26 protein-coding genes and 1 other RNA gene are annotated in these 26040 nt (G+C 68.5%); 16 read left to right on the top strand and 11 right to left on the bottom strand.

All coding sequences use genetic code 11. The features are described 5' to 3' along the window. Positions 1 to 282: 282 nt before the first annotated feature. The 9 genes from ssrA to prfB form a co-directional block, all read right to left on the bottom strand. Positions 283 to 650, bottom strand: a transfer-messenger RNA (tmRNA) gene (gene ssrA, locus A5730_RS00080). Positions 651 to 740: 90 nt separating this feature from the next. Next, on the bottom strand, positions 741 to 1586 hold the full coding sequence (locus tag A5730_RS00085; RefSeq protein WP_067893921.1) for a maleylpyruvate isomerase family mycothiol-dependent enzyme: 846 nt from the start codon (positions 1584 to 1586) through the stop codon (positions 741 to 743). A gap of 45 nt (positions 1587 to 1631) precedes the next feature. Further along, positions 1632 to 2477 (bottom strand): EamA family transporter, encoded by an 846-nt coding sequence (locus tag A5730_RS00090; RefSeq protein ID WP_156669607.1) that lies wholly within the window; start codon positions 2475 to 2477, stop codon positions 1632 to 1634. After that, on the bottom strand, positions 2474 to 2983 hold the full coding sequence (gene smpB / locus A5730_RS00095; RefSeq protein ID WP_067893924.1) for an SsrA-binding protein SmpB: 510 nt from the start codon (positions 2981 to 2983) through the stop codon (positions 2474 to 2476). Before smpB ends, A5730_RS00090 begins: the two co-directional genes overlap by 4 nt. Positions 2984 to 2985: 2 nt before the next feature. Further along, positions 2986 to 3879 carry a permease-like cell division protein FtsX gene (gene ftsX / locus A5730_RS00100; protein WP_067893927.1) on the bottom strand — a complete coding sequence of 298 codons (894 nt, stop codon included), beginning with the start codon at positions 3877 to 3879 and terminating at the stop codon, positions 2986 to 2988. Further along, complete coding sequence (gene ftsE, locus A5730_RS00105) at positions 3880 to 4569, bottom strand: cell division ATP-binding protein FtsE (RefSeq protein WP_055403053.1); 690 nt, start codon at positions 4567 to 4569, stop codon at positions 3880 to 3882. A 43-nt stretch (positions 4570 to 4612) separates the two neighbouring features. Next, positions 4613 to 5089, bottom strand: a complete 477-nt coding sequence (locus A5730_RS00110; protein WP_067893930.1) for a hypothetical protein — start codon at positions 5087 to 5089, stop codon at positions 4613 to 4615. After that, a complete protein-coding gene (locus A5730_RS00115) occupies positions 5086 to 6081 on the bottom strand; it encodes a mechanosensitive ion channel family protein (protein WP_067893932.1) in 996 nt (331 codons plus the stop codon). Before A5730_RS00115 ends, A5730_RS00110 begins: the two co-directional genes overlap by 4 nt. Next, positions 6071 to 7177 (bottom strand): peptide chain release factor 2, encoded by a 1107-nt coding sequence (gene prfB / locus A5730_RS00120; RefSeq protein WP_067893936.1) that lies wholly within the window; start codon positions 7175 to 7177, stop codon positions 6071 to 6073. The genes A5730_RS00115 and prfB overlap by 11 nt, the downstream gene beginning before the upstream one ends. Positions 7178 to 7340: 163 nt before the next feature. Here prfB and A5730_RS00125 point away from each other — a divergent pair, with 163 nt between their 5' ends. From A5730_RS00125 to A5730_RS00135, 3 genes are all read left to right on the top strand, one after another. Beyond that, a complete protein-coding gene (locus A5730_RS00125; RefSeq protein WP_067893938.1) occupies positions 7341 to 8705 on the top strand; it encodes an FAD-dependent oxidoreductase in 1365 nt (454 codons plus the stop codon). Positions 8706 to 9174: 469 nt separating this feature from the next. Continuing rightward, positions 9175 to 10338: a PPE family protein gene (locus A5730_RS00130; RefSeq protein ID WP_067893941.1), complete on the top strand. Its 1164-nt coding sequence runs from the start codon at positions 9175 to 9177 to the stop codon at positions 10336 to 10338. A gap of 91 nt (positions 10339 to 10429) precedes the next feature. Beyond that, complete coding sequence (locus tag A5730_RS00135) at positions 10430 to 11518, top strand: PPE family protein (protein ID WP_067893945.1); 1089 nt, start codon at positions 10430 to 10432, stop codon at positions 11516 to 11518. Positions 11519 to 11524: 6 nt separating this feature from the next. Here the strand turns inward: A5730_RS00135 and A5730_RS00140 are convergent, their stop codons facing one another. Beyond that, positions 11525 to 11854: a hypothetical protein gene (locus tag A5730_RS00140; RefSeq protein WP_067893948.1), complete on the bottom strand. Its 330-nt coding sequence runs from the start codon at positions 11852 to 11854 to the stop codon at positions 11525 to 11527. Between the two features lie 33 nt (positions 11855 to 11887). Here A5730_RS00140 and hisN point away from each other — a divergent pair, with 33 nt between their 5' ends. The 3 genes from hisN to A5730_RS00155 all read left to right on the top strand — a co-directional run bounded on the left by hisN (position 11888) and on the right by A5730_RS00155 (position 15401). Further along, positions 11888 to 12679 carry a histidinol-phosphatase gene (hisN, locus tag A5730_RS00145; RefSeq protein WP_067893951.1) on the top strand — a complete coding sequence of 264 codons (792 nt, stop codon included), beginning with the start codon at positions 11888 to 11890 and terminating at the stop codon, positions 12677 to 12679. 77 nt (positions 12680 to 12756) lie between these two features. After that, positions 12757 to 14166: an acyl-CoA dehydrogenase family protein gene (locus A5730_RS00150; RefSeq protein ID WP_067893954.1), complete on the top strand. Its 1410-nt coding sequence runs from the start codon at positions 12757 to 12759 to the stop codon at positions 14164 to 14166. A gap of 29 nt (positions 14167 to 14195) precedes the next feature. Continuing rightward, positions 14196 to 15401, top strand: coding sequence for an acyl-CoA dehydrogenase family protein (locus tag A5730_RS00155; RefSeq protein ID WP_067271363.1), 1206 nt, complete (start codon positions 14196 to 14198; stop codon positions 15399 to 15401). Positions 15402 to 15474: 73 nt separating this feature from the next. Here A5730_RS00155 and A5730_RS00160 read toward each other — a convergent pair whose 3' ends face one another. Next, positions 15475 to 16332: an oxidoreductase gene (locus A5730_RS00160; protein WP_067893957.1), complete on the bottom strand. Its 858-nt coding sequence runs from the start codon at positions 16330 to 16332 to the stop codon at positions 15475 to 15477. A gap of 23 nt (positions 16333 to 16355) precedes the next feature. On the opposite strand from A5730_RS00160, the gene A5730_RS00165 reads away from it, so the two are divergent. The 10 genes from A5730_RS00165 (at position 16356) to A5730_RS00210 (ending at position 26033) form a co-directional block, all read left to right on the top strand. Then, positions 16356 to 17354: an acryloyl-CoA reductase gene (locus A5730_RS00165; protein WP_067893960.1), complete on the top strand. Its 999-nt coding sequence runs from the start codon at positions 16356 to 16358 to the stop codon at positions 17352 to 17354. A 22-nt stretch (positions 17355 to 17376) separates the two neighbouring features. Continuing rightward, on the top strand, positions 17377 to 18348 hold the full coding sequence (locus A5730_RS00170) for an NADPH:quinone oxidoreductase family protein (protein ID WP_067893963.1): 972 nt from the start codon (positions 17377 to 17379) through the stop codon (positions 18346 to 18348). A gap of 121 nt (positions 18349 to 18469) precedes the next feature. Beyond that, positions 18470 to 19573 (top strand): homogentisate 1,2-dioxygenase, encoded by a 1104-nt coding sequence (locus tag A5730_RS00175; protein WP_067893964.1) that lies wholly within the window; start codon positions 18470 to 18472, stop codon positions 19571 to 19573. 2 nt (positions 19574 to 19575) lie between these two features. Then, entirely contained in the window at positions 19576 to 20757 is a 1182-nt protein-coding gene (locus tag A5730_RS00180; RefSeq protein WP_067893967.1) for an alpha/beta fold hydrolase, read from the top strand. Next, entirely contained in the window at positions 20754 to 21956 is a 1203-nt protein-coding gene (locus A5730_RS00185; RefSeq protein ID WP_067893970.1) for a CaiB/BaiF CoA-transferase family protein, read from the top strand. The genes A5730_RS00180 and A5730_RS00185 overlap by 4 nt, the downstream gene beginning before the upstream one ends. After that, positions 21953 to 22849, top strand: coding sequence for a hydroxymethylglutaryl-CoA lyase (locus A5730_RS00190; protein WP_067893973.1), 897 nt, complete (start codon positions 21953 to 21955; stop codon positions 22847 to 22849). The genes A5730_RS00185 and A5730_RS00190 overlap by 4 nt, the downstream gene beginning before the upstream one ends. After that, positions 22849 to 23463, top strand: coding sequence for a TetR/AcrR family transcriptional regulator (locus A5730_RS00195; RefSeq protein ID WP_082946643.1), 615 nt, complete (start codon positions 22849 to 22851; stop codon positions 23461 to 23463). Before A5730_RS00190 ends, A5730_RS00195 begins: the two co-directional genes overlap by 1 nt. Before the next feature lie 10 nt (positions 23464 to 23473). Continuing rightward, a complete protein-coding gene (locus tag A5730_RS00200) occupies positions 23474 to 24709 on the top strand; it encodes an acyl-CoA dehydrogenase family protein (protein ID WP_067893979.1) in 1236 nt (411 codons plus the stop codon). Continuing rightward, entirely contained in the window at positions 24706 to 25692 is a 987-nt protein-coding gene (locus tag A5730_RS00205) for a phosphotransferase family protein (RefSeq protein ID WP_067893982.1), read from the top strand. Before A5730_RS00200 ends, A5730_RS00205 begins: the two co-directional genes overlap by 4 nt. Further along, a complete protein-coding gene (locus A5730_RS00210) occupies positions 25692 to 26033 on the top strand; it encodes a DUF6285 domain-containing protein (protein WP_067893985.1) in 342 nt (113 codons plus the stop codon). The genes A5730_RS00205 and A5730_RS00210 overlap by 1 nt, the downstream gene beginning before the upstream one ends. The last annotated feature ends 7 nt before the right edge of the window (positions 26034 to 26040 follow it).

Here is a 26040-nt window from a genome sequence, read left to right on the forward strand (position 1 = left end):
GGCAGCCGACGCGAAGTTTCATCGCGTCGCCGTCCACGAGCTACGCCAGACGGCGGCGTCGTGGATGATCGCCAGCGGTGACACCATCAAGATGGTGCAAGCCCAGCTCGGGCAAGACGGCCACGACGACCCAAGATCAATACGGCCACCTGTTCCCCGATGACCTCGATGGCGTGCCGAAGATGGACGACGTCCTATCAGGATGTGCTGATAATGAGCCCACAAAGCGATCAGGCCAGGGCGCGAAGCGCGCCCTGGCCTGATCGTTCACCGCTAACTCTTTGGTGGAGCTGCCGGGAATCGAACCCGGGTCCTACGGCATTCCCTCAAGACTTCTCCGTGCGCAGTCCGCTATGCCTCTACTCGGATCTCCTGGTCACGCGAACCAGCCAGGATGACGATCCCAGTCGCTGTTGGTGTCCCGATGAGTCCCGCGACCGAACCCATCGGTGGATCCCTCTAGCTGACGCCAGGCTCCGGGTCGAGGGCTTTCCCGGTCTGACGGACTAGCTGTCGCTTAGGCAGCGAGAGCGTAGTCGCGCTGATGTGAATCGGCGCTTAATTGGTTGCAACGACGCTTACGGTGGTCTCTTGCCTGCACCGGCACGCTTCCCTTGATTCGATGCGCGAAGTCGAAACCGTTCAGCCCCTCGCATCCCCGCCGACTTTCGGCAGGACAATCCATGGTACGCCGCTATCAACGCGCGGCAACGACGTTATCTTCCGCTCCGGCGCTGCGATCAGATCACGAAATTGAGGTGCTCGACGACCTGGGCGGCGACGTCCTCGTTACCGCCCAGCTCAACGCTCTGCGCGCGGGTGGGGCACATCGGCCGCCCGCCCGCGAGCCTGGTGAACTGCAGCCCGTCCAGCCGGATGGTCACCGTCGGCTCCTGACCACCGAAGTCGTCGACCACTTGGGCCCGCCCGTCGACGGCGACGCGGATGCTGCGCGACAGCGGCCCGGTCAGATCGAACAGCACCCGGGAACCCTCGGGCGCTTTGGCGCGCTTGCCGACCACGTAGCCCATCGTGGCTTCGATCTCGTCGAGGGAGAGCTCCGCCGCGGGCCCGACCAGCTGATCGTCGGACGGCGGCCACCGCAGCGCCTCGCGGATGTCCTGCTCGTGCATCCAGCAGTCGAACACCCGGACGCGCATGAACCGCCCGTAGCTCTCCGGGCCGACCGGCGTCAACGTCGCCGCGTCCCAGTCCTGCGCGGACATCTCCGTCAGCGCCTTGCGCCGCTCGTCGGTGATGTCCTTGAACCGCTTGATGACATCCGCGCCGGCTTCGGCGCTGAGGTAGCGGACCCAGCACTCGTTCATCACGCCGATGTCGTTGCGGACATGGTCGAGGGTCGAGACGTCGATGTCCGGCTGGGGCGCGGGGACGCCGGCGAGGAAGGATTCGGTACCGATCATGTGCGCTACCAGCGCCTTGACGTCCCAGCCCGGCAGCGGGCTGGCCGCCTGCCATTCGGCTTCCGGCAACCCGCCCAGCAGCGCGGCGATGTCGTCCCACACCGCGAACAGACCGGCGAGTACCTCGGACTTGTCGAGCTTGGTGACGGGGCGATCGGCCATTACCGGATAGTAGGCCGATCGGACGCCGAATCGACAGGCGCAGCCTCAGCTGGCGGCGATCATGGCCACCGACCCCATGGCCATCACCATGCCGAACCCCTGCCAGCGGGTCAGCCGCTCGCGCAGCACGATCATGGCCAGCACCACGGTGGCCGCCGGGTATAGCGAGATCAGGATGCTGGCCAGCGAGAGCAACCACGTGTGCAGCGCCAGCAGCATGGTCACGTTGGCGCAGATGTCCAGCAGTGCGACGGCCCAGGCCAGCTTCATCGGCTTGCCGCGCGGGGCGCGCAGGTTGTCGCTGGCCGCGGCCATCACGAAGATCACCACGGTGGCCGAGAGCCGGGCGAAGACCAGGGGCCACAGCTTGCACGCGTGCGGCGCCTGATGCAGAAACACCAGATTCAGCCCCATCGCCGAGCCGGCCAGCAGCGTGAGCCACGCCACCTTGGGGGTGAAGCGATACGGCGTGACCCCTTGGGCGGTCGCCTCGCGGCTCACCAGCATGACGGCGACGAGCGCCAATACGACGCCCACCGACGCCCCCGGCCCCGGCCGCTCCCCCAGCGCCACCCCGACCGCCACCGGCACGGCGGCGTTGAGGACGGCCGCCAACGGTGACACCACCGAGATGGGCCCGGCGCCCAGCGCCGCGAAGAAGGCCCACATGCCGACCGCCATCCCGACGCCGTAGAGGGCGCCCCAGAAGATGGCGCCGCGCGAAATCGGGCCGCCCACGGCGAGGGCCATCGCCGCCAACAAGAACGTCTCGATCGGATAGACCACCAGCATCACGCGCAGCGCCGCTACCCGTCGAGCTGCCACACCGCCCACGAAGTCGCTGACACCGTACGTAACGGCCGACAGCTGGGCGTAAGCCGCCCCGATCAGTTCATGCCCTTGGCTCGGCGACCCAATTCACGGACCACTTCGCGCTGGGCATCGCGCCGGGCCATGTCCTGTCGTTTGTCGTGCGCTCGCTTGCCGCGCGCTAACGCGAGCTCGACCTTGACCTTCCCCTCGGAGAAATACAGAGACATCGGCACGAGGGCGAGGTTACCATCTCGTATCTTTCCCACCAGGCGGTCGATTTGTTGCCTATGTAACAACAACTTTCGATTGCGACGTGGCTCATGGTTGGTCCAGCTACCGTGCTGATACTCCGGAATGTACAAGTTGCGCAACCACACTTCGCCGTCGTCGACGGTTGCGAAAGCGTCGGCCAGCGACGCATTGCCCTCGCGCAGACTCTTCACCTCGGTGCCCTGTAACGCCACCCCGGCCTCGAACTCTTCGAGAATTGAATAGTTGTGCCGCGCTTTGCGATTGGTGGCGACGATTCGTTTGCTGCCGCGCTTGTCGCCCGCCGCCTTCCCCCGGCCGGGATCTTTCGCCATAGCTACCGCCGGATGTAGAGGCGCAGCGTGGCGTAGGAGGTTAGGCCGGCCATCGACACGCCGAGCAGGAACAGCCACGGCGAGATGTAGAGGATGTCGGCGTAGTCGACCTTGGCGATCAAATGTGCTTGGTAGAACTGGCTCAGCGCGTTGTCCAGGAACCACGCCCGCACCAGAACCAAGCCGACCACCGCGATGGCCACACCGATGGTCGCGGCCAGCATCGCCTCCAGCAGGAAGGGCAGCTGGGTGTACCAGCGGCTGGCGCCGACCAGCCGCATGATCCCGATCTCGGTGCGTCGCGTATAGGCGGCGACCTGGACCATGTTGGCAATCAGCAGAATTGCGCCGACGGCCTGCACCAGGGCGACGGCGAACGCGGCGTTACGCAGCCCGTCGAGGACCGCGAATAGCCGGTCGATCAAATCCTTTTCGTTGAGGATGCTGCGCACGCCGGGCTGGCCCTGCATCGCGGCGTCGAACTCCGCGTGCTGTTCGGGGTTGTTCAGCTTGACGATGAACGACGCGGGAAACGATTCCTTGCCCGCGACGTCTTTGAACTCCGGGAACTTCTTGATCGCGTCGTTGTACGCGTCCTGCCGGTTGACGAAGCGCACCGACTTGACGTCTTGGCGCGCATCGATCTTGTCCCGCAGCGCTTTACACGGACCCGACGCGCAGGTCGCGTCGTTGGCGGAGATGTCGTCGGTGAGGAACACCTGCGTCTCGACGCGATCGAGGTAGATCTCGCGCGAGTTGTCGGCCAACCGGACCACCAGCAGGCCACCGCCGAACAGCCCGATGGAGATCGCCGTGGTCAGGATCATCGCGGCCGTCATCGTGACGTTGCGACGAAGGCCGGTCAGGACCTCGTTGAACAGGAAGCCAAAGCGCACTTAGCGGTCCATCCCATAGATGCCGCGCTGCTCGTCGCGAACCAGCCGCCCCAAGGACAGCTCCACGACGCGCTGACGCATCGAGTCGACGATGTGGTGGTCATGCGTCGCCATCAGCACCGTCGTCCCCGTGCGGTTGATCCGCTCCAACAAATCCATGATGTCCTTACTGGTGTCTGGGTCGAGATTGCCAGTCGGCTCGTCGGCCAAGAGAACCAGGGGCCGGTTCACGTAGGCGCGGGCGATCGCCACGCGTTGCTGCTCGCCACCGGACAACTCGTGCGGCAGCCGGTTGGCCTTGCCGGACAGGCCGACGGTTTCCAGCACCTCGGGCACCACCCGGTTGATCGCGTCGGTCCGCCGACCGATCACCTCCAGCGCGAACGCGACGTTCTCGTACACGGTCTTCTGCTGCAGCAGCCGGAAGTCCTGAAAGACGGTCCCGATCACCTGGCGCAGCTTCGGGACGTGACGCCCGCGCAGCTTGTTGACGTGAAACTTCGACACCCGGATGTCGCCGGAGGTCGGGTTCTCCTCGCCGAGCAGCAGCCGCATGAACGTCGACTTACCGGAGCCCGACGGGCCGATCAGGAAGACGAATTCACCCTTGTCGATTTTGACGCTGACGTCCTCCAACGCCGGACGCGCCGACGCTTTGTACTTCTTGCTGACATGGTCGAGGGTGATCATCACGGCACGCCAGTGTAGCCGTGATTTTCGCTGGCAAGCCAAGTCAACTGGCTGGCAGCGGCGAACTGGGCGCCGGTCCGGGCCCCGGCTGCGGGAGCGGGGGCGGCGGTGTGGGCGGGCTTGTGCTGGGCGGACAGAAGGGCGCCGGCAGCAGGCAGGGCAGCTGCGGGAGCTGCAACGGCGGCGTCGTGGTGGTCGTCGTCACCGGCGGTGGCGGGGGCGGGGGCGGCGGCGTGCTCGTCGGGGTCGGCGGGTGCGTGGTGGCCGGCGGCTCCTGCACGCGGCTGCGGGGCACCCAGGTGTAGTTGGGGTCGGGCACGAAGCCCGGCGGCACCACTTGCTGCGCCGGCGGCTTGGGCGCCGCTTCGGGGCGGTACGTGTCGTAGACCCACCACACCGCGAAAAAGGCGATGATCAGTACCAGGGTGGACGTGCGGACCCGCCCGCCGAACATGTATTTCGGCCAGCGATGTTCGGTGTCTTCGCTGCGTTTCTCGAAGACGCTCAGGGTCAATTTCAACGCTTCTGCACCGCACCTTGGACGTCATCGCCGGCTACCCCCTCGGCGGCCTGGGCGGCCGGCACGGACGGGTCCTCGACCAGGCCCACGGTCGCGTCCGCCGACGTCACGATGCCGACGCGGGCCAGCGCTCGGATGACCAGGACGCGCAGCTGCCGCCCGGCCTCGAACTGCTTGCCGGGCAGCGTGCGGGCCACCAGGCGAAGGGTGACGGTGTCGACCTCGATGCTCTCCACACCCATCACAGTGGGCGCATCCAACAGCAGTTCCCCCAGCCCCGGGTTGTCCATCGCGCGGTCGCACTCCTGGTGCAAGACCTCGTTGACCCGGTTCAGGTCCGCGCTGGTGGACACCGGGATGTCGACCACCGCGCGGGCCCAGTCCTTGGACAGATTGACCACCTTGACGATCTGCCCGTTCGGAATGGTCAACACCTCGCCGTCCGGTGAGCGCAGTCGCGTCACCCGCAACGTCACGTTCTCGACCGTGCCGCTGGCCTCCGTCGAGGAGACGACGGTGAGGGTGACCAGATCACCGAAGCCGTACTGGCGCTCGGCGAGGATGAAGAACCCCGAGAGCAGGTCCCGCACCAGCTGCTGCGCGCCGAAACCCAGGGCGGCGCCGACCACGGTGGCCGGCGCGACCAGTCCCCCGACCGAAAACTGCAGCACGCTGGCGATCTGCATCATCACCCAGATGCCGATGAGGACCACCGACACCCAGGAGATCACCGAGGCCATCGCCTGACGGTGCTTGGTGGCTTCCGAGCGCACCAGCGCGTCGCTCTCGGCGAAGCCCAGGTTGAGTTGACGGGTCACCTGTTGAGCCACCCAGTTGACGAATCGGGCCGCCAGCACCGCCACGATCAGCACCATGACGATCCGCAGACCGCGCGTGATGATCCATTGACCGATCTGGCCACGCCAAAATTCGTGCCAACCGAGCGCCTGCACCGAGGCGGTCGTGGCCTGAAGAGTTGTGTTAGTCGTCATCTTTTCGGTTGCGCCAGCGGATTCCCGCTTCCAGGAACCCGTCGATGTCCCCATCCAGGACGGCCGCCGGATTGCCGACCTCGTACTCGGTCCGCAGGTCCTTGACCATCTGATAGGGATGCAGGACGTAGGAGCGCATCTGGTTGCCCCACGAACTGCCGCCTTCGCCTTTCAACGCGTCCAGCTCCGCGCGTTCTTCGGAACGCTTGCGCTCCAACAACTTTGCCTGAAGCACGCGCATCGCTGAGATCTTGTTCTGCAGTTGCGATTTTTCGTTCTGGCAAGTCACGACGATACCCGTTGGGATGTGGGTTAAACGAACCGCCGAGTCGGTGGTGTTCACCGACTGCCCGCCCGGGCCGCTGGAACGGTAAACGTCAACGCGCACATCGCCTTCCGGTATGTCGATGTGATCGGTGGTCTCCACCACAGGAAGAACCTCGACTTCGGCGAACGACGTCTGACGTCGGCTTTGGTTGTCGAATGGGCTGATCCGCACCAGCCGATGGGTGCCCTGCTCGACCGACAACGTGCCGTACGCGAACGGGGCGTGCACCGCGAACGTCGCGCTCTTGATGCCCGCCTCTTCGGCGTAGGAGGTGTCGAACACCTCGACGGGATACTTGTGTTGCTCGGCCCACCGCATATACATGCGCATCAGCATCTCGGCCCAGTCGGCGGCGTCCACCCCGCCTGCGCCGGAGCGGATGGTGACCAACGCCTCGCGCTCGTCGTACTCACCCGAGAGCAGCGTGCGCACCTCGGTGGCCTCTATATCCGCGCGCAGCGCCTTCAGCTCGGCGTCCGCCTCGGCCAGCGCGTGGGCGGCCCCCAACTCGGCCGCCAGCTCGTACAGGACGGGAAGGTCGTCGAGCCGCTGCCGCAGCTCTTCGATGCGACGCAGCTCGCCCTGGGCGTGGGACAACTGGCTGGTCACCCGCTGCGCGTTGCTCTGGTCATCCCACAATTTGGGATCCGACGCCTCGTGTTCGAGCTTCTCGATCCGGCTGCGCAAACCGTCAACGTCGAGCACCCGCTCCACCGTGGTCAGGGTGGAGTCAAGGGCGGCGATATCGGCTTGACGGTCGGGTTCCACAGCGGACCACGTTACCGGGACCCACCGGGGACCCCGGCTCCCGGCGAGTGCTCGGGCCACGACCAGCGGTCATGCGTTTAGCATCGAGTCACGGTCATGTGCACCCCGCGCCGCGCGCCCGCAGCCCCCCGCGCGCTAACCGGGCACGAATAGAAGGTCGAGTATGCGCCCCTACCACGTTGCAATCGTCGGCTCCGGACCGTCGGGATTCTTCGCCGCTTCATCCCTGCTCAAGGCCGCCGATGCGGCCGAAGGTCTCGACGTCGCCGTCGACATGCTGGAAATGCTGCCCACCCCGTGGGGGCTGGTGCGCTCCGGCGTCGCGCCCGACCACCCCAAGATCAAGTCGATCAGCAAGCAGTTCGAAAAGACCGCCGAAGATCCCCGCTTCCGCTTCTTCGGCAACGTGGTGGTCGGTGAACACGTGCATCCCGGTGAGCTGTGTGACCGCTATGACGCGGTGATCTACGCCATCGGGGCGCAATCCGACCGGTCGTTGAAGATTCCCGGCGAGGACCTGCCCGGCAGCATGGCCGCCGTCGAATTCGTGGGCTGGTACAACGCGCACCCGCATTTCCAAGAACCCGGCCCCGATTTGTCCGGCGCCCGCGCGGTCGTCGTCGGCAACGGCAACGTCGCCCTCGACGTCGCCCGCATCCTGGTGACCGATCCCGATGTGCTCGCACGCACCGATATCGCCGACCATGCCCTGGACTCGCTGCGGCCGTGTGGCGTGGAGGAAGTGGTGATCATCGGGCGGCGGGGGCCGCTGCAGACGGCGTTCACCACACTGGAATTGCGCGAGCTGGCGGATCTGGAAGGCGTCGACGTGATCGTCGATCCGGCGCAGCTGGAGGGCATCACCGAGGAGGACGAGGCCGCCGCGGACAAGACGACGAAGCTGAACATCAAGGTGTTGCGCGGTTACGCCGGGCGTGCCCCGAGGCCCAACCACCGTCGAATCGTGTTCCGGTTCATGACCTCTCCCATCGAGATCAAGGGCGACGGCAAGGTGGAGAGCATCGTGCTGGGCCGCAACGAGCTTGTCACCGACGAGAGCGGCCGGGTGTCGGCCAAGGACACCGGCGAGCGCGAGGAGCTGCCGGTTCAGCTCGTCGTGCGGTCGGTCGGCTACCGCGGCATGCCAACGCCGGGGCTGCCGTTCGACGAGAAGACCGCGACCATCCCGAACACCGCCGGCCGGGTGGAGGGCAGCCGCAACGAATACGTCGCCGGATGGATCAAGCGCGGGCCGACCGGCGTCATCGGCACGAACAAGAAGGACTCCCAGGAGACCGTCGACACCGTGCTGGCCGACTTGGAGCGCGCGAAGGGCGAGTTGGCGGATTTCCCCGACGACCACGCCGCCCAACTGGCCGACTGGCTGGCCGCACGCCAGCCCAAGCTGGTCACCTCCGAGCACTGGGAGATCATCGACCGCCACGAGCGGGCCGCCGGTGAGCCGCACGGGCGGCCGCGGGTGAAGCTGCCCAACCTGGAAGAGCTGCTGCGGATCAGCCACGGCTGAGCGCCCCTGCGTGCTGCTTGACACGTGCCCAACAACGCGCGCCGCAGGCGCCCGCGCGGCGGCGGATTGGCAAGTCCCGCAGCGGGTTTCGTGTTTTCCTGCCGGCATCGGGGCACGCGGGCCCGGTTAACAAAAGATGAACTAACGGCAAACTACGCCTTAATTCTGTCTGGCTGCCGCCGGAATAGCCGCAAAACCCCGCAAGCGCCGTCCACGCCTGCGACCTTTGAATTGCCCGACCATCGAAGGATCCATTGCGATGCCCTGTGCGCACGGTCCGCCAACTCGATAAGCGCCACGCTGCCCGCTAGACAGCACGTGAGCGCTCGCGCTCGGCCGCCCAGTCACCCGGGGTGAGCTTTGCCGACCGGCAAAGCGGTGTGGAAGCGGCCAACAGATTTTTGCCAACCAACGCCGATGCGTTCAGCCCCGGCGTTATTCACGTTTGCCTTCACAGGGATGGGACATCATGGATTGGGCTTTTCTTCCACCGGAAATCAACTCCGCCCGGATGTACGCCGGGCCCGGGCCGGCCTCGTTGCTGGCCTCCGCGGGAAGCTGGGACGCGTTGTCGGCCGAGCTGGCCTCCACCGCCGCGTCGTACGAATCGGTGCTCTTGAGCCTGGGCCTGCAGTGGCGCGGCTCGGCGGCTGACGCGATGGCGTTCGCGGCCGCCCGCTACCTGGCGTGGTTGCAGGCGACCGCCGAGCAGACGCAACAAACCGCCATGCAGGCGCGAACGGCCGTGGCGGCGTACGAGCAGGCGTACGCGATGACGGTGCCGCCCCCGGTGGTCGCCGCCAACCGCACCCTGCTGGCGTCGCTGGTGGCGACGAACATCGTCGGCCAGAACACCGCGGCCATCGCGGCCGTCGAGGCGCAATACGCCGATTTCTGGGCTCAGGACACCGCCGCGATGTCCGGTTACGCCGCCTCCTCGGCGGCGGCGACGCGGTTGCCGAAGTTCACCGCCGCGAACAAATCCACCAACGAGTCCGGGGTTGGCGCCCAGAACGCCGCGGTGGCCACGGCCAGCGCCAGGACGGCCGCCAACAAGGCTGTGGCGCAGTCGTTCTCACCGCAAGCCAGCCAGCTTTCGGCGCCGAACCCGCAGTCGGGAGTCGGCGCTGCTCCGCTGGCTGCCGCCAACAATAACAACGCCTTCCGGGTCCTCGACCTCATTCAGGGCACGGGCGTCGGCTTCAGCGCTCCCTACAACATGGAGCAGTTCGTATCGGGAATCATTGGGGCCGAGAACAATCTGGGCATCCTCGCCAAGCCCGGGGCGGCGGCCGCCAATCTCGCCCCCGCCATCGCGGCGCCCGCGTTTCGCGGCGCGACGGCGGGCCTGGGCGGGGGCCTGGGCAACATCACCGCGACGCTCTCGCACGCCGGCTCGATCGGGCCGATGTCGGTGCCCGCAAGCTGGTCGGCACCGACGAGCACCCATATATCGCCGCTATCGCCCGCCGGCTTCACCACGCTGCCCGGGACCGAGGAGCCGGTGGCGTCCGGGTACCCCGGCTATCCGGGCATGCCGGGCAGCGGCGCCTCGCGCTCCGTCGGCGTCGGCGCACCGCCCCGCTACGGGATGCGGCTCACCGTGATCCCCCGCCCGCCGGCCGCCGGGTGACGTGCCGCCAATCCGCCAACTGCCGTCGGACATAGCACGAACCGTTCGCCGCAGGCAGTTTCGTTGTACTCGCTCATAGGGCTGTAACACAATGGATTTCGGCCTTCTGCCACCGGAGGTGAACTCCGGCCGGATGTACGCCGGCCCGGGGTCCGGCTCGTTGCTGGCCGCCGCCGGGAGCTGGGACTCGCTGTCGGCGGAGTTGAGCATCACGGCCGCCGTCTACGAGTCGGTGCTGTCCGGGCTGACGGGGTTGCACTGGTACGGGCCCGCCTCCCAGGCCATGGCGGCCAGCGCGGCGCCCCATGTGGCTTGGCTGCATTCCACCGCCGAACGGGCCCAGCAGGCGGCGACGCACGCCCGGGCGGCCGCGGCGGCTTACGAGCTGGCGCATGCCATGACGGTGCCGCCACCCGCGATCGCGGCCAACCGCAGCCAATTGGCAATGCTGATAGCGACGAACTTCTTCGGCCAGAACACCGCCGCGATCGCCGCCACCGAGGCGCAATACGCCGAGTATTGGGCTCAGGATGCCGCCGCGATGTACAGCTACTGCGCCAGTTCGGCTGCCGCGGTGCAGTTTTCGCCGTTCTCCTCCCCACGGCAGACGACCGACCCGGGTGGGGTGCCCGCCCAGCAGGCGGCCGTCGCGCAAGCCACCGCCGGCGCCTCGAACTCAGGCACGGGCTCGCAGGTGGTGACCCCCGCGGCGCCCGGCCCGTCGTCGCAACTTTTCCGGATACTCGACACCATCCAGGGCGTCCAGACCACGTTCAACGCGCTTTTGAATTCGGAAGGGTTTCCCGCGGGAATCATCCAGGCCGACAAGAACTTAGGCATTTTGCCGAACCTCGGGGCGGCTCCGGCCGCGGTGCCCGCCGCGCCCGCGCTGAGCGGTGCCGCGTCGGGCCCGGGGGGCGGCCTTCGGGCGGTACTCGCCAGCGCCGGAAGGATCGGAGCGATGTCGGTGCCCGCCGGCTGGGCGTCCGCGACCGGCAACCCCGGCGTCCAGTTGCCGGTCGGTGGATTGTCCGCCGCGCCGACGACCGAGGCGCTGGCGCGAACGACGACGGCCGGGGTGCCCGGGCTACCGGGGATGAGAGTCTCGCGGGCGGCGATGGTGGTGCCGCGCTACGGCGTGCGGATCACGGTGATGGCACGCCCGCCCGCGGCCGGCTGACCGGCGCTAGACCGGCGGCGGCTCGGACGGCGCGAACCTCCAGTTGTCCGGATTCTTCGGCGAATACACCACCGGGAACAACTGGCCCATGGTCGGCCAGTTGTCGGCATCGACCGCCATGCGCTGATACACCGCGTGCTCACTGACGGTGGGCCCGTTGATCACGCCGGCGATGGTGACGAACTGCTCACCGGTGGCCTCGGGCCGCGGGCTGACGCCGGTCACCAGCAGCGTGCCGTTCAGCAGCTCGCCGCGGGGGCCGCGCGGCCCGAACCGCTGGGCGAGGGCGACCGCCAACACGGCCAGCAGCAGGATCAGGACTCCGAATTCCCACACGCCGCCATGGTAGAGCCGTGATAGGACTGCGTCATGAGTCGGGACGATGTGACATTGGCGCTGGCGCTGGCCGACCGCGCGGACGCGCTGACGTCGGCCCGCTTCGGCGCCCTCGACCTGCGCGTTGACACCAAACCCGACCTGACCCCGGTCACCGACGCCGATCGCGGGGTGGAGACCGAGCTGCGCGAGGCGCTGGGCCGTGAACGGCCGGACGACAGCGTCGTCGGCGAGGAGTTCGGCGGGACCACCGCTTTCACCGGACGGCAGTGGATCATCGACCCCATCGACGGCACGAAGAACTTCGTGCGGGGCGTGCCGGTGTGGGCCAGCTTGATCGCGCTGCTCGAAGACGGTGTGCCCACCGTGGGCGTCGTCAGCGCCCCCGCGCTGCGGCGGCGTTGGTGGGGGGCGCGCGGCCAGGGCGCCTTCGTCGGCGTCGACGGCGCGGCGCCGCGGCGGCTATCGGTTTCCTCAGTGGCGCAACTGGATTCGGCCAGTCTGTCGTTCTCCAGCCTGTCCGGCTGGGCGGACCGCGGTCTGCGGGACCGCTTCATCGCGCTGACCGACGCCGTCTGGCGGGTACGCGCCTTCGGCGACTTCCTCTCCTATTGCCTGGTGGCCGAGGGGGCCGTCGACATCGCCGCCGAACCCGAGGTCTCGGTCTGGGACCTGGCCGCGCTCGACATCCTGGTCCGCGAGGCGGGCGGGACGATGACCGGCCTGGACGGCGTGCCGGGACCGCACCGCGGCAGCGCCGTGGCGACGAACGGGCCGCTGCATGCCCACGTTCTGCGCAGCCTGGATACCGGCGCTGTGAATTAGTTAACAAGTGTTCTCTGTGATCTTACTCCGGAGTAAGATAGGCCTATCCGCACTGCCCCAACAACAGAGGCGCCCAGATGACCGACAGTCGTTCCGGTTCACCAAAGACTTCGAAATCCGCCCGCTCCGGTCGCAAACGGAAAGACCACGAGAGCGCGGTCGGGTTACAACACCACAAGCGCACCGGCGTCGACATCGCCATCGCGCTGCTCACCCCGCTCATGGGCCAGGAGTTCCTGGACAAATACCGCCTGCGCGACCCGGTCAACCGGGGGCTGCAGTACGGCACGAAGACCGTATTCTCCACCGCGGCCGCCGCCTCCCGGCAGTTCAAGCGCGTGCAGAACCTGCGCAGCGGACCGACCCGGCTGAAGTCGAGCGGCAAGGACTATTTCGACCTGACGCCCGACGACGACCAGAAGATGATCGTCGAGACCCTCACCGAATTCGCCGAGGAGGTGTTGCGGCCGGCGGCGCCCGAGGCCGACGAGGCCGCGACCTACCCGGCCGACCTGATCGCCAAAGCCGCGGAGCTGGGCATCACCGCGATCAACATCCCCGAGGACTTCGACGGCATCGCCGCCCACCGCTCCAGCGTGACCAACGTGCTGGCGGCCGAGGCGCTCGCCTACGGCGACATGGGCCTGGCCCTGCCGATCCTGGCCCCCGGGGGGGTGGCAGCCGCGCTAACCCATTGGGGCAGCGCGGACCAGCAGGCAACCTATTTGCACGAGTTCGCCGGCGAGAACGTTCCGCAGGCCTGCGTCGCCATCGCCGAGCCGCAACCGCTGTTCGACCCCACCATGCTGAAGACGACTGCGGTGCGCACCCCGAGCGGCTACCGCCTCGACGGCGTGAAGTCGTTGGTTCCGGCGGCTGCCGACGCCGAACTGTTCATCATCGGCGCGCAGCTGAACGGCAAGCCGGCTTTGTTCGTCGTGGAGTCGTCGACCAAAGGCCTTGCCGTCAAAGCGGATCCGAGCATGGGCATCCGCGCGGCGGCCCTGGGCCAGGTGGAGCTCTCCGGGGTATCGGTGCCGCTGAGCGCCCGCCTCGGCGAGGAGGAGGCCACCGACGCCGACTACTCGGAGGCGATCGCGCTGGCCCGGCTGGGCTGGGCGGCGCTGGCGGTGGGCACCTCGCACGCGGTGCTCGACTACGTCGTGCCCTACGTGAAGGAGCGCGAGGCCTTCGGTGAGCCCATCGCCCATCGCCAGGCGGTCGCGTTCATGTGCGCCAACATTGCCATCGAGCTGGACGGCCTGCGCTTGATCACCTGGCGTGGCGCGGCCCGCGCCGAGCAGGGCCTGCCCTTCCTCCGCGAGGCGGCGCTGGCCAAGCGGCTGGGCGCCGACAAGGGCATGCAGATCGGCCTGGACGGCGTGCAGCTGCTCGGCGGCCACGGCTTCACCAAAGAGCACCCGGTCGAGCGCTGGTACCGCGATCTGCGGGCCATCGGCGTGGCCGAGGGCGTCGTCGTCATCTAGCCGTCATCCGGACTACCGAAAGACCAACCATGGCAATCAATCTGGAACTACCCCGCAAGCTGCAAGCGGTGGCCGTCAAGACCCACCAGGGCGCCGCGGAGCTGATGCGCCCGATCGCCCGCAAGTACGACCTCGCCGAACACGCCTACCCGGTCGAACTCGACACGCTCTACAACCTGTTCGCGGGCGCCTCGGAATCCATCGAATTCGCCGGCGCCGACAACCTGGGCGACGAGAATAAGGACCGGGACCAAAACCACAACGGCGCCAACATGGCGGCGCTGCTGCAGACCCTCGAGGCCTGCTGGGGTGACGTCGCGATGATGTTGTCGGTGCCCTACCAGGGCCTGGGCAACGCGGCCATCTCCGCCGTCGCGACAGAGGAACAGCTGGAACGCCTGGGCAAGGTATGGGCGGCGATGGCCATCACCGAGCCGGGGTTCGGCTCCGACTCGGCGGCGGTGTCGACCACCGCCAAGCTGGACGGCGACGAGTACGTGATCAACGGCGAGAAGATCTATGTCACCGCCGGTTCGCGCGCCACCCACATCGTGGTGTGGGCCACGCTGGACAAGTCGCAGGGGCGCGCGGCCATCAAGTCGTTCATCGTGCCGCGCGAGCACCCCGGCGTGACGGTCGAGCGGCTCGAACGCAAGCTCGGCATCAAGGGCTCCGACACCGCGGCGATCCGCTTCGACAACGTGCGCATCCCCAAGGAGAACCTGCTCGGCAACCCCGAAATCGAAGTCGGCAAGGGCTTTTCGGGTGTGATGGAGACCTTCGACAACACCCGGCCGATCGTGGCGGCCATGGCCATCGGCGTCGCCCGAGCAGCCCTCGAGGAAATCCGCAAGATCCTCACCGAGGCGGGCGTGGACATCTCCTACGACAAACCGTCGCACGTGCAGAGCGCCGCGGCGGCCGAGTTTTTGCGGATGGAAGCCGACTGGGAGGCCGCCTACCTGCTCGCCCTGCGGGCGGCGTGGCAGGCCGACAACAAGATCCCCAACTCCAAAGAGGCGTCGATGAGCAAGGCCAAGGCCGGCCGGATGGCCAGCGACGTCACCCTCAAGACGGTCGAATTAGCCGGGACCGCAGGCTATTCCGAGCAGTCGATGCTGGAGAAGTGGGCGCGCGACTCCAAGATCCTGGACATCTTCGAGGGCACCCAGCAGATCCAGCAGTTGGTGGTCGCCCGCCGCTTGCTGGGCCTGTCGTCGGCCGAGCTCAAGTAGGCCCGGTTCGCCGAACGTGAAACCACGGCGGCCAATCGGCGAATTTCCCGCCCTGAGTGCACGTTCGGCGTGACTACCCGGCGAGGGCGTCCAGCCGTCCGCGCACCTGGTCGTCGAGTTCGATCGAGGCGACGTCCATGTTCTCCTCCAGGTGCCGCACCGACGAGGTGCCGGGGATCAGCAACACGTTGGGCGCCACGCTCAACGTCCACGCCAGCGCGACCTGCGCCGGCGTACGGCCGAGCCGCTCGGCCGTGTCGGCCACCAGCGGGTGCGTGAGCACCGGGTTCGGCTGGACGAACGCGGCCCCGAGCGGGAAGAACGGCACGAACGCGATCCCGCGGGCGGTGCACTCGTCGAGCAGGGGCCCCGATTCCCGGTCGAGAAGGTTGAATGCGTTTTGCACACAGGCGATTTCGGTGCGCTCCAAGGCGCGCAGCAGGTGATCGCGGTTGACGTTGCTCAGCCCGATCCCGCCGATCAGCCCCGCGTCGCGGGCTTCGATCATGACCGAGAGCTGGTCGTCGAACAGCTGATCGGGCTCGCCGCTTTCGAAGACGCGCAGGTTGACCGCGGCCAGTTGGTCGACGCCGAGGGTGCGCAGGTTGGTCTCGATGTCGCGGCGTAGGTCGGCGGGTTCGTCCACCGGCAGCCAGGCGCCCTTGTCGTCGCGCCGGCCGCCGACCTTGCTCACCAGCGCCAGGTTCTCCGGGTAGGGGTGGAGCGCCTCGCGGATGAGCTCGTTGGCGACGTCGGGTCCGTAGAACTGGGCGGTGTCGATGTGGTCGACGCCGAGTTCGACGGCCCGGCGCAGGACGGCCAACGCCTCATCGCGATCCCGGGGCGGCCCGAAGACGTTGGGGCCCGGCAACTGCATCGCGCCGAAGCCCACCCGGGAGACCGAAAAGCGACCGAGTGGAAAGGAATCCATACGGTGAGGTTAGCGTCGATTGCATGGACACGTTTCAAGCGCTCGTCGCTCGCGAAGATGGCGACCGAATCACCGCGTCGGTCGAGGCTTTGAGCCACTCCGCCCTGCCACCCGGTGAGGTCACCATCCGGGTGCTCTATTCGAGCGTCAACTACAAGGACGCGCTGGCGCTGACCCCGGGCGGCGGCGTGGTGCGCAGCTACCCCGTGGTGCCCGGCATCGACCTGGCCGGCGAGGTCGTCGAGTCGAGTTCACCCGACTTCGCCGTCGGTGAGGAGGTGCTGGCGCACGGCTACCAGATCGGCACCGGCCACCACGGCGGCTACGCCGAATTCGCGCGACTGCCAGCCGACCAGGTCGTCGCGCTCGGCCCGTTGACCCCGCGCGAGGGTGCCGCCATCGGGACCGCCGGCTTCACCGCCGCGATGAGCGTGCAGGCGCTGATCGACTGGGGCGTTGAGCCCGGCGCCGGGTCGGTCGTGGTCACCGGCGCCTCCGGGGGCGTCGGCTCGGTCAGCGTGGACCTGCTGGCCGCCAAGGGCTATCGGGTGGTCGCCTCGACCGGCAAGGAGGCGGCGGCCGGGTTGCTGAAACAGCTTGGCGCGGCGGAGGTTATCGGCCGGTTGCCGGAGGATCCCGACGCCAAGCCGCGGCCGTTGGCCAAGGCGCGCTGGGCGGCCGCGGTGGATTGCGTGGGCGGTGCGACGCTGGCCGACGTGCTCAGCGCGGTCGACTACGGCGGGGCGGTCGCCGCCAGCGGGCTGACCGGTGGTCCGGCGCTGCGCACCACGGTGATGCCGTTCATCCTGCGCGGCGTCGCGCTGCTGGGAATGGATTCGGTGCAGATGCCGATCGGGCGGCGCCGCAAACTGTGGGCGCTGCTGGGCGATTCGTTGCGGCCGCGCCATCTCGACTCGCTCACCAGCGACGTCGACGTCAAGGACGTGGTCGACGTGCTCGATCAGGTGCGCGCCGGCAAGTTCACCGGGCGGGCGGTGGTGCGGGTCGCGGGCGGATTCTGAGTCGGCAGTAGGCTCTGCGACCATGCGCGCTGCACGGGTGACTCGGTTGGACGGTCCGGAGGCGATCGAGGTGGCGGAGGTCGACGAACCGTCGGGTGACGGCGTCGTCGTCGAGGTGCACGCCGCCGGTGCCGCCTTCCCCGACGCGTTGCTGACCCGGGGCCTGTATCAGTACCGCCCCGAGCCGCCGTTCGTGCTGGGCGCGGAGATCGCCGGTGTGGTCCGCTCGGCGCCGGCCGGCGCGCACGTGCGGGCCGGCGACCGGGTCGTCGGGCTGACGATGCTGTCCGGCGGCATGGCCGAAGTCGCAATCCTGGCGCCCGACCGGGTGTTCAAGCTGCCCGACAACGTGAGCTTCGAGGCCGGCGCCGGACTCCTGTTCAACGACCTGACCGTGTATTTCGCCCTGACGGTGCGCGGCCGGCTCGCCCAGGGCGAGACGGTCCTGGTGCACGGCGCCGCCGGGGGCATCGGCACGTCGACGCTGCGGCTGGCCGCGCTGCTCGGGGCGTCGCGCACCATCGCGGTCGTCAGCACCGAGGGGAAGGCCGACGTCGCGACCGCCGCCGGCGCCACCGACGTCGTGCTGGCCGACGGGTTCAAGGACGCGGTCAAGGAACTCACCGGCGGTCGCGGTGTCGACCTGATACTCGACCCGGTCGGCGGTGACCGGTTCACCGATTCGCTGCGCTCGCTTGCGCCGGGTGGGCGGCTGCTGGTCGTCGGCTTCACCGGCGGAGAGATCCCGACCGTGAAGGTGAACCGGTTGCTGCTCAACAACATTGACGTGGTCGGTGTCGGCTGGGGCGCGTGGACGGCCACGCGTCCGAACGCGCTGGCCGAGCAGTGGGCCGGGCTCGAGAAGCTGCTGAGCTCCGGGCAACTGGCCGCCCCCAATCCGGAGGTGTACCCGCTCGAGGAGGCCGCCGCGGCGGTCGCGTCGCTGGAGAACCGCACCGCCAGGGGCAAGGTCGTGGTGCGCGTCCGCGACTGACTCGTCGGGCTTGATCGGCGGCACTGAAGGGTCGACGAAGACGCACGGACCCTTGTGCGGGCGCAAAACAAAAACTAATATCACTTTCAGTTTTGTAGGTCGCCCGAGCCGGGGGTATTCGATGGAATCGTTCGTTCACTTGCGAAAAGGCAAGACGCCCCAACGCCTGCACGCCGACCTCGACGGGCTAAAGGACGACGAGCTGGGCCGCGGCGGATTCACCGGCCGCACGGCGAACCTCTACCGCCGCCACGACCCCACCGCCTACCGGTCCGTCGGCCCGCTGCGGCCCGTCGACGTGCTGGCCGGAGAGCTGAAGCCGAGCGACGCCACCGACGCCAACGGCGGTCCCCTGCTGATGTTCAGCAACGCCGACTGCCGAATCCTGTTGAGCCGGCGCGCCCAGCCGATGCCGTTTTTCGCCCGCCATGTCGACGGCGACCTGCTGTGCTTCGTGCACCAGGGCGCGGGCCTGCTCGAAACCGAGTTCGGGCCACTGCGCTACTCCCCAGGCGACTGGGTCTACCTGCCCAAGGCCTGCACCTGGCGTCACGTTCCCGACGCCGAGACGACGCTGCTCATGATCGAGGCGACCGACGAGTTCCGGGTGCCGCCGCCCGGGCCGCTGGGCCGGCACTTCCCGTTCGACCCGTCGCAGGCCACCATCCCCGAACCGGCCCCCGTCGAGGACGACGGCCGCGACGAGTACGAGGTCCGGCTCCTCCACCGGCCTGTTGGGGATGGCGGCCCGACAACGCTGTTCTACCAACACAATCCGCTCGACGTCGAGGGTTGGCGCGGTGACAACTTCGCGTTCACCTTCAACATCGCCGACTACAACGTGGTCACCTCCGACAGCGTCCACCTGCCACCGACGGTGCACCTGTTCATGCAGGCCACCGGCGTCTACGTGATGAACTTCCTGCCGAAGCCGGCCGAGGGTGTCCCAGGCACCGAGCGCACCCCGTGGTATCACCGCAACGTCGACTATGACGAGATCGCCTTCTTCCACGGCGGCTCGCTGTACGGCATCCCGATGCCGCCCGGCCTGATCTCCCATGCGCCGCAAGGCGTTCACCACGGCGCACCGGAGAAGGCGCGGGAACGGGCGCGCCGCAAGTTCGACGAGTACTCCCGCGTCGATTGGCAAGTGATCGCCGTCGACACCCGTCGGCGACTGACCCCGTCGGCCGAGGTGCTGGCGAACGACCTAGGACAACACTGAGCATGACGACCCGTCACGAATACGAACGAATCCCCTATCTCGTTGCCTTCCAGAACAATTCCGGCGTCCGCGACGTCTATGGCGGCCTGGCCGAGATCACCGTGCTGGAAAGCTATCTGCTCAAGCCGACGGAGCGGTCGTCGGACACGGTGCTGGTGTTCATGCACCCGATCGGGGGCGGCGCCTACCTGCCGATGATCAACGCGCTGGCCCGCGCCGGCCACCACGTCATCTACTGCAACAGCCGATTCCGCGGCACCGACGCGGCGCTGCTGATGGAGAAGGTGGTGGAGGACCTCGGCGAGTGCATCAAGGACGCCAAGAAGCGGCTGGGCTACTCGAAGGTGGTGCTGGCCGGGTGGAGCGGCGGCGGCTCGCTGTCGGTGTTCTATCAACAGCAGGCCCAGCACCCGACCATCACGTCCAGCCCCTCCGGCGACGGGCCCGACCTGACCGCCCTGGACCTGCCCGCCGCGGACGGCATCATGCTGCTGGCCGCGCACATCAGCCGGCACGGCACGCTGACCGAATGGCTCGACGCGTCCATCCTCGACGAATCCGACCCCACCAAGCGCGATCCCGAGCTGGACCTGTACAACCCGGACAACCCCAACCAGCCGCCGTACAGCCAGAAGTTCCTGGCCCGGTATCGCGAGGCGCAGATCGCGCGCAACCGGCGCATCACCGCCTGGGTCCGGGACAAGCTCGCCGAGTTGAAGGCGGCCGGCCGGCCCGAAGACGAGTTCGGCTTCGTGGTGCACGGCACCATGGCGGACCCGCGCTGGCTGGACCCGACCGTGGATCCCAACGAACGCACCCCGGGAACCTGCTACCTGGGGGATCCTCAGGTGGTGAACATGAGCCCGGTCGGGCTGGCCCGCTTCTCGACGTTACGGGGCTGGCTGTCGCAGTGGAGCTACGACGACGCCCGCGGCGACGGGGTGGCGTGCGGGGCCGACATCGCGGTCCCGGCGCTGGTGATCGGTAACCTGGCCGACGACGCCTGCACACCCAGCCACACCCGGCGGCTGTTCGAGGCGATCGGGTACCACGATAAGGAAATGCACGAAATCCCCGGCGCCACCCACTATTACGCGGGCCCCGACCAGCGCGACAAGCTGCGCGCGGCCGTCGACATCGTTACCGACTGGCTGGTCCGCCACGACTTCGCGAGCAAAGAGTGACAGCCGGTCCGCTGGACGGCGTACGGGTGCTCGAACTCGGCACGCTGATCGCGGGCCCGTTCGCCGGGCGGCTGCTGGGCGACATGGGCGCCGACGTCATCAAGGTCGAGCCCCCCGGCGCCCCGGACCCGCTGCGCACCTGGGGCCAGGCCGAGATCGACGGGCAGCACGTCTTTTGGACGGTGCACGCGCGCAACAAGCGAGCGATCACCCTCGACCTGCGCAAGCCCCGCGGCCGCGAGCTGTTCCTGGAGCTGGTCGCGAAATCCGACATCGTCGTGGAGAACTTCCGGCCGGGAACGCTGGAGAAATGGGACCTGGGCTACGACGTGCTCAGCGCCCGCAACCCGGGCATCATCCTGGTCCGGGTCTCGGGTTACGGGCAGACCGGGCCCGACGCGCACAAGGCCGGCTACGCCTCGGTGGCCGAGGCGGCAAGCGGGCTGCGGCACCTCAACGGCTTCCCCGGCGGCCCGCCGCCCCGGCTGGCGCTATCCCTCGGCGACACCCTGGCCGGCATGTTCGGCGCCCAGGGGGCGCTGGCAGCGTTGTACCGCCGCGGCATCACCGGGCGCGGCCAGGTGGTGGACGTCGCGCTGACCGAATCCTGTTTGGCGGTCCAGGAATCCACCATCCCCGACTACGACGCGGGGGGCGTGGTGCGCGGACCGTCGGGCACCCGGCTGGAGGGCATCGCGCCGTCGAACATCTACCGCAGCGCCGACGGCTCCTGGGTGGTGATCGCCGCCAACCAGGACACCGTCTTCGCCCGGCTGTGCAAGGCGATGGGCCGCCCCGAGCTGGTCACCGACGACCGGTTCGCCACGCACGGCGCCCGTGGCCGCAACCAGGACGAGCTCGACGGGATCATCGGCGCATGGGCGGCGGAGCGCCGGCCGGGTGAGATCATCGAAACCCTCAGCGCCGCAGGCGTGATCGCTGGACCCATCAACACCGTCGCCGAGGTCGTCAACGACCCGCAGCTGCGGGCCCGCGGCATGCTGGTCGAGCACTTCGATGAACGGGTCGGGCGAAACGTGCTGGGGCCCGGCGTGGTGCCGGTGCTCTCCGAGTCCCCGGGCCGGGTCCGCAGCGCCGGGCCCGCGCGGCCGGGACAGCACAACGACGACGTCTTCATCGGACTGCTGGGCAGGACCGCCGAGGAGCTGGAGACGTTGCGGGCCGAGGAGGTGCTGTGAACACCCAGGTGGCGATCCGCGAGGTATCGCTGCGCGACGGACTGCAGATCGAGGCGCCAATCCCGTTGGCGGCCAAGCTCGAACTGCTGGCGGCGGTCGCCGCGACCGGAGTGCGCGAGATCGAGGCCACCGCGTTCGTCTCGCCGTCGAAGGTACCGTCGATGGCCGACGCCGCCGAGCTCGCCGCGCACCTGCACGACTACCCCGACATCGAATTCTCCGCGCTGGTGGCCAGCCCGAACGGGGCCAAGCGCGCGGTGGCGGCGGGGCTGCGCTCGATCGAGTACGTGGTGGCCGCCGACGACACCTTCAGCCAGGCCAACGTCGGGCGCACCAGCGCGCAGGCCACCGATCAGATCGGCGAGATCCTCGCCATCGCGCACGACGCCGGCGTCAGCGTCGAGGTGATCATCGCCACCGCGTGGGACTCACCGTTCGAAGGCCCCACTCCCCCGCAGCGGGTGCTCGACATCGCCGCGGCCGCCCGCGACCGCGGCGTCGACCGCCTGTCGATCGCCGACACCATCGGCACTGCCACCCCCGGGCGGGTGAATTCGCTGATCGCCCAACTGCGTCCGGTGATCGGCGACCTGCCGCTGGGCGGGCATTTCCACAACACCCGCGGCTCCGGGCTGGCCAGCGCCTACGCCGCGGTCAGCGCCGGGGTGAGGAGGCTGGACGCCTCAGTCGGCGGCCTGGGCGGCTGCCCGTTCGCGCCGGGCGCGACCGGCAATATCGCCACCGAGGACCTGGTGTACCTGCTGCGCGACAGCGGCTTCGGGGTCGACGTCGACCTGCAGGCCGCCATCGCCGCCGCCGAGGTCGCCAGATCCGTTGTCGGCCATGACCTGCCGGGCGCCCTGCTGCGCGCCGGTGACCGGATCCGGGCCTGATGCCCACCCCGGACACGCTGACCGCCAAGGGCCGCCAGACCAGGCAGGCCATCGAGCAGGCCGCCCGAAAGCTGTTCGCCGAGCGGGGCTTTCACGGTACCACGCTGGCCGACATCACGTCGGCTGCCGGCAAGTCGTCCGCCGTGTTCTATCGGTATTTCGGCGACAAGGAAGACCTGCTCGCCGCGCTGGCGGAATCCTTTCTGCACGACGTCGTGACGCCGTCCGGGCTCAGCGTGCACCTGCCGGACTCGCCGGAAGACGAGGCCTTCTTCACCTCGGTGGTCACCGGCTACTGGAACATGTTCAAACAGAACATCGGCATCATGATCGCCGTGGCCCAACTCGCCGCCACCCAGCCGCGCTTCGCCGCCGTGCAGGACGAATTTCGCCGCTTCGGCATGGACATCGTCGCCGCCTCGGTGCGCCGCGCCCAGGAGCAGGGCTACGGAACCGAGCTCGATCCGCAACACACCGCGGCGGCCATCGCCCTGCTCTTCGAGAACTTCACCACCGTGTTCGTCGGCAACTCCAACCTGGGCCTCAAGATCAGCGACAAGGACGCCATCGCCACGCTGTCGACGATCTGGAAGAAAACGCTCTACGGCGAGTAAGGAGACAACTGTGGATTTCACGCTCCCCGAACACCTTCCGGGCCTGCTCGCCGAGATGGACGACTTCATCGAGGCCGAGATCAAACCGCTCGAGCGCGAACACATCCAGTATTTCGACAAGCGCCGAGAACACGCCCGCACCGACTGGGAGAACGACGGCATCCCGACGCTCGAATGGGAGGAGCTGCTCGCCGAGATGCGCAGGCGGGCCGACAAGGCGGGATGGCTGCGGTACGGTCTGCCGGCCTCGCTGGGCGGGCGGGACGGCACCAATGTGGACATGGCCGTCATTCGGGAACACCTGGCGCACAAGGGACTTGGGCTGCACAACGACTTGCAGAACGAGTCCTCGATCGTCGGGAACTTCCCGCAGGTGATCATGATGGAGCGGTTCGGCACCTCCGAGCAGCGACGGCTGTGGTCCGAGGCGCTGATCACCGGGGAACGTTCGATGGCGTTCGGGCTGACGGAGCCGCAGCACGGCTCGGACGCGACGTGGCTGGAGACGCACGCGCGGCCCGACGGCGACGACTGGGTGATCAACGGATCCAAGCGGTTCAACACCGGCGTGCACCGCGCGACCCACGACCTGGTCTTCGCGCGCACCTCCGGTGAGCCCGGCCAGGCGCGGGGCATCACGGCGTTTCTGGTGCCGACGGACGCGCCCGGGTTCAAAGTCCCCTACTACTGGTGGACTTTCAACATGCCGACCGACCATGGCGAAGTCTCCTTGACCGACGTCCGGGTACCCGCCGATGCGGTCCTCGGTGAGGTGGACCGCGGCCTGGAGGTGGCGCAGACCTTCCTGCACGAGAACAGGATTCGGCAGGCCGCGAGCAGCCTGGGCGCCGCGCAGTACTGCATCGACCGCGCCGCCGAATACGCCGGCAGGCGAACCGTGTTCGGCAAGCCGCTGTCGGTCAACCAGGCCGTGCAATGGCCGCTCGCCGAACTGCAGACCGAAGCCCAGATGGTGCGGCTGCTGGTGGCCTACGCCGCCTGGCACCTGGACCGCGATCACCACATGGAGGTTTCGGACAAGGTGTCGATGGCCAACTACCGGGCGAACCGGCTGGTGTGCGACGCCGCCGATCGGGCCATGCAGATCTTCGGTGGCCTGGGCTACAGCCGGCACGAGCCGTTCGAGCACATCTATCGCCACCACCGCCGTTACCGGATCACCGAAGGCGCCGAGGAGATCCAGATTCGCCGGGTGGCGCAGCGGCTGTTTAAGTTTGGCAAGTGACGCCGACCGACGACCTGGCCACACAACTCGCCGCGCTGCTGGCGCCGGTCCTCGGCGCCGACGTCGCGGTGCGCAACCTGCGCGCCCTGACCGGCGGCGCCAGCCGCGCCACCTGGGCGTTCGATGCCGCCACCGGCGACCGAAGCCAAGCGTTGATCCTGCGCACCGGCGCACCCGACGACGTGCACGCAGGCATGGAGCTCGAGGCGCGCGCCCAGGCCGCCGCCGCAGCCGCCGGCGCACCGGTCCCCCACGTCCTGATCGCCGACGATTCGCCTGCGGCACTGGGCAACCCGTTTCTGATCTGCGAGGCGATCGCGGGCGAGACCATCGTCCGGCGCATCCAGCGGCAACTCGACGCCGCGGGCGGACAGGCGGCCCGCACGGGGCTGCTGCGGCAATGCGCGCAGGCGCTGGCGGCCATCCACCGCGCCGACCCGGCCATCCCCGGGCTGGCCCACGAGGATCCGCTCGCGCAGTATCGGGAGCGCCTCGACGCGATGGGCGACACCACGGCCACCTTCGAATGGGCGTTTCGCTGGCTGGAAGCCCGTCGGCCCGGACCGTCGGCGGACGTCCTGGTGCACGGCGACTACCGGATGGGCAACCTGATCGTCGACGGGTCCCGCCTCGCCGCCGTCCTCGACTGGGAGCTGGTGCACCGCGGCGACCCGCACGACGACCTGGCCTGGTTCTGCATCCGGGCCTGGCGCTTCGGCGCTCCCGCCGGCCTCGGCGCCGGAGGTCTGGGCAGCATCGAGAGCTTCCTGCGCGCCTACGAGCAGGCCAGCGGTTCCAGCGTGGATCGAGTCACGTTCCACTGGTGGCTGGTGCTGGCCACGCTGCGCTGGGGCGTCATCTGCCGCTATCAGGCCGAGCGGCATCTGACCGGTCTGCACCGCTCGGTGGAGTTGGCCACCATCGGTCGCCGCGTGTGCGAGACCGAGTGGGACCTGCTCGACCTGCTCGAAGGAGCCGCCTGATGATCGGCGCGTACGGCCGGCCGGTCGCCGCCGAGTTGGTGGCCGCGGTGGCCGAATTTCTGGAGACCGACGTGCGGTCGGCGACCAGCGGGCAGGTCAACTTCCACGCCAGGGTGGCGGCCAACGCGTTGCGCATCGTCGAGCGCGAACTGCTCGACGAGAGCGAGGCCGAATCCCGCGCCGCCCTGGCCGACCTGGGGTTCGCCGACGAGGAAGAGCTGGCCGCCGCGATCCGGGCCGGCGAGCTGGACGGGCGGGCCCTGGAAGTGACGGCCTGCCTGCGCACGCTGGTGCGGCGCCGGCTGGCGGCCGCACACCCGGGTTACGACAACAGCGATTAGGAGCGTT

Origin of the sequence: Mycobacterium sp. ACS4054 (genome assembly GCF_001667275.1) — a bacterium.
Lineage (GTDB): Bacteria > Actinomycetota > Actinomycetes > Mycobacteriales > Mycobacteriaceae > Mycobacterium.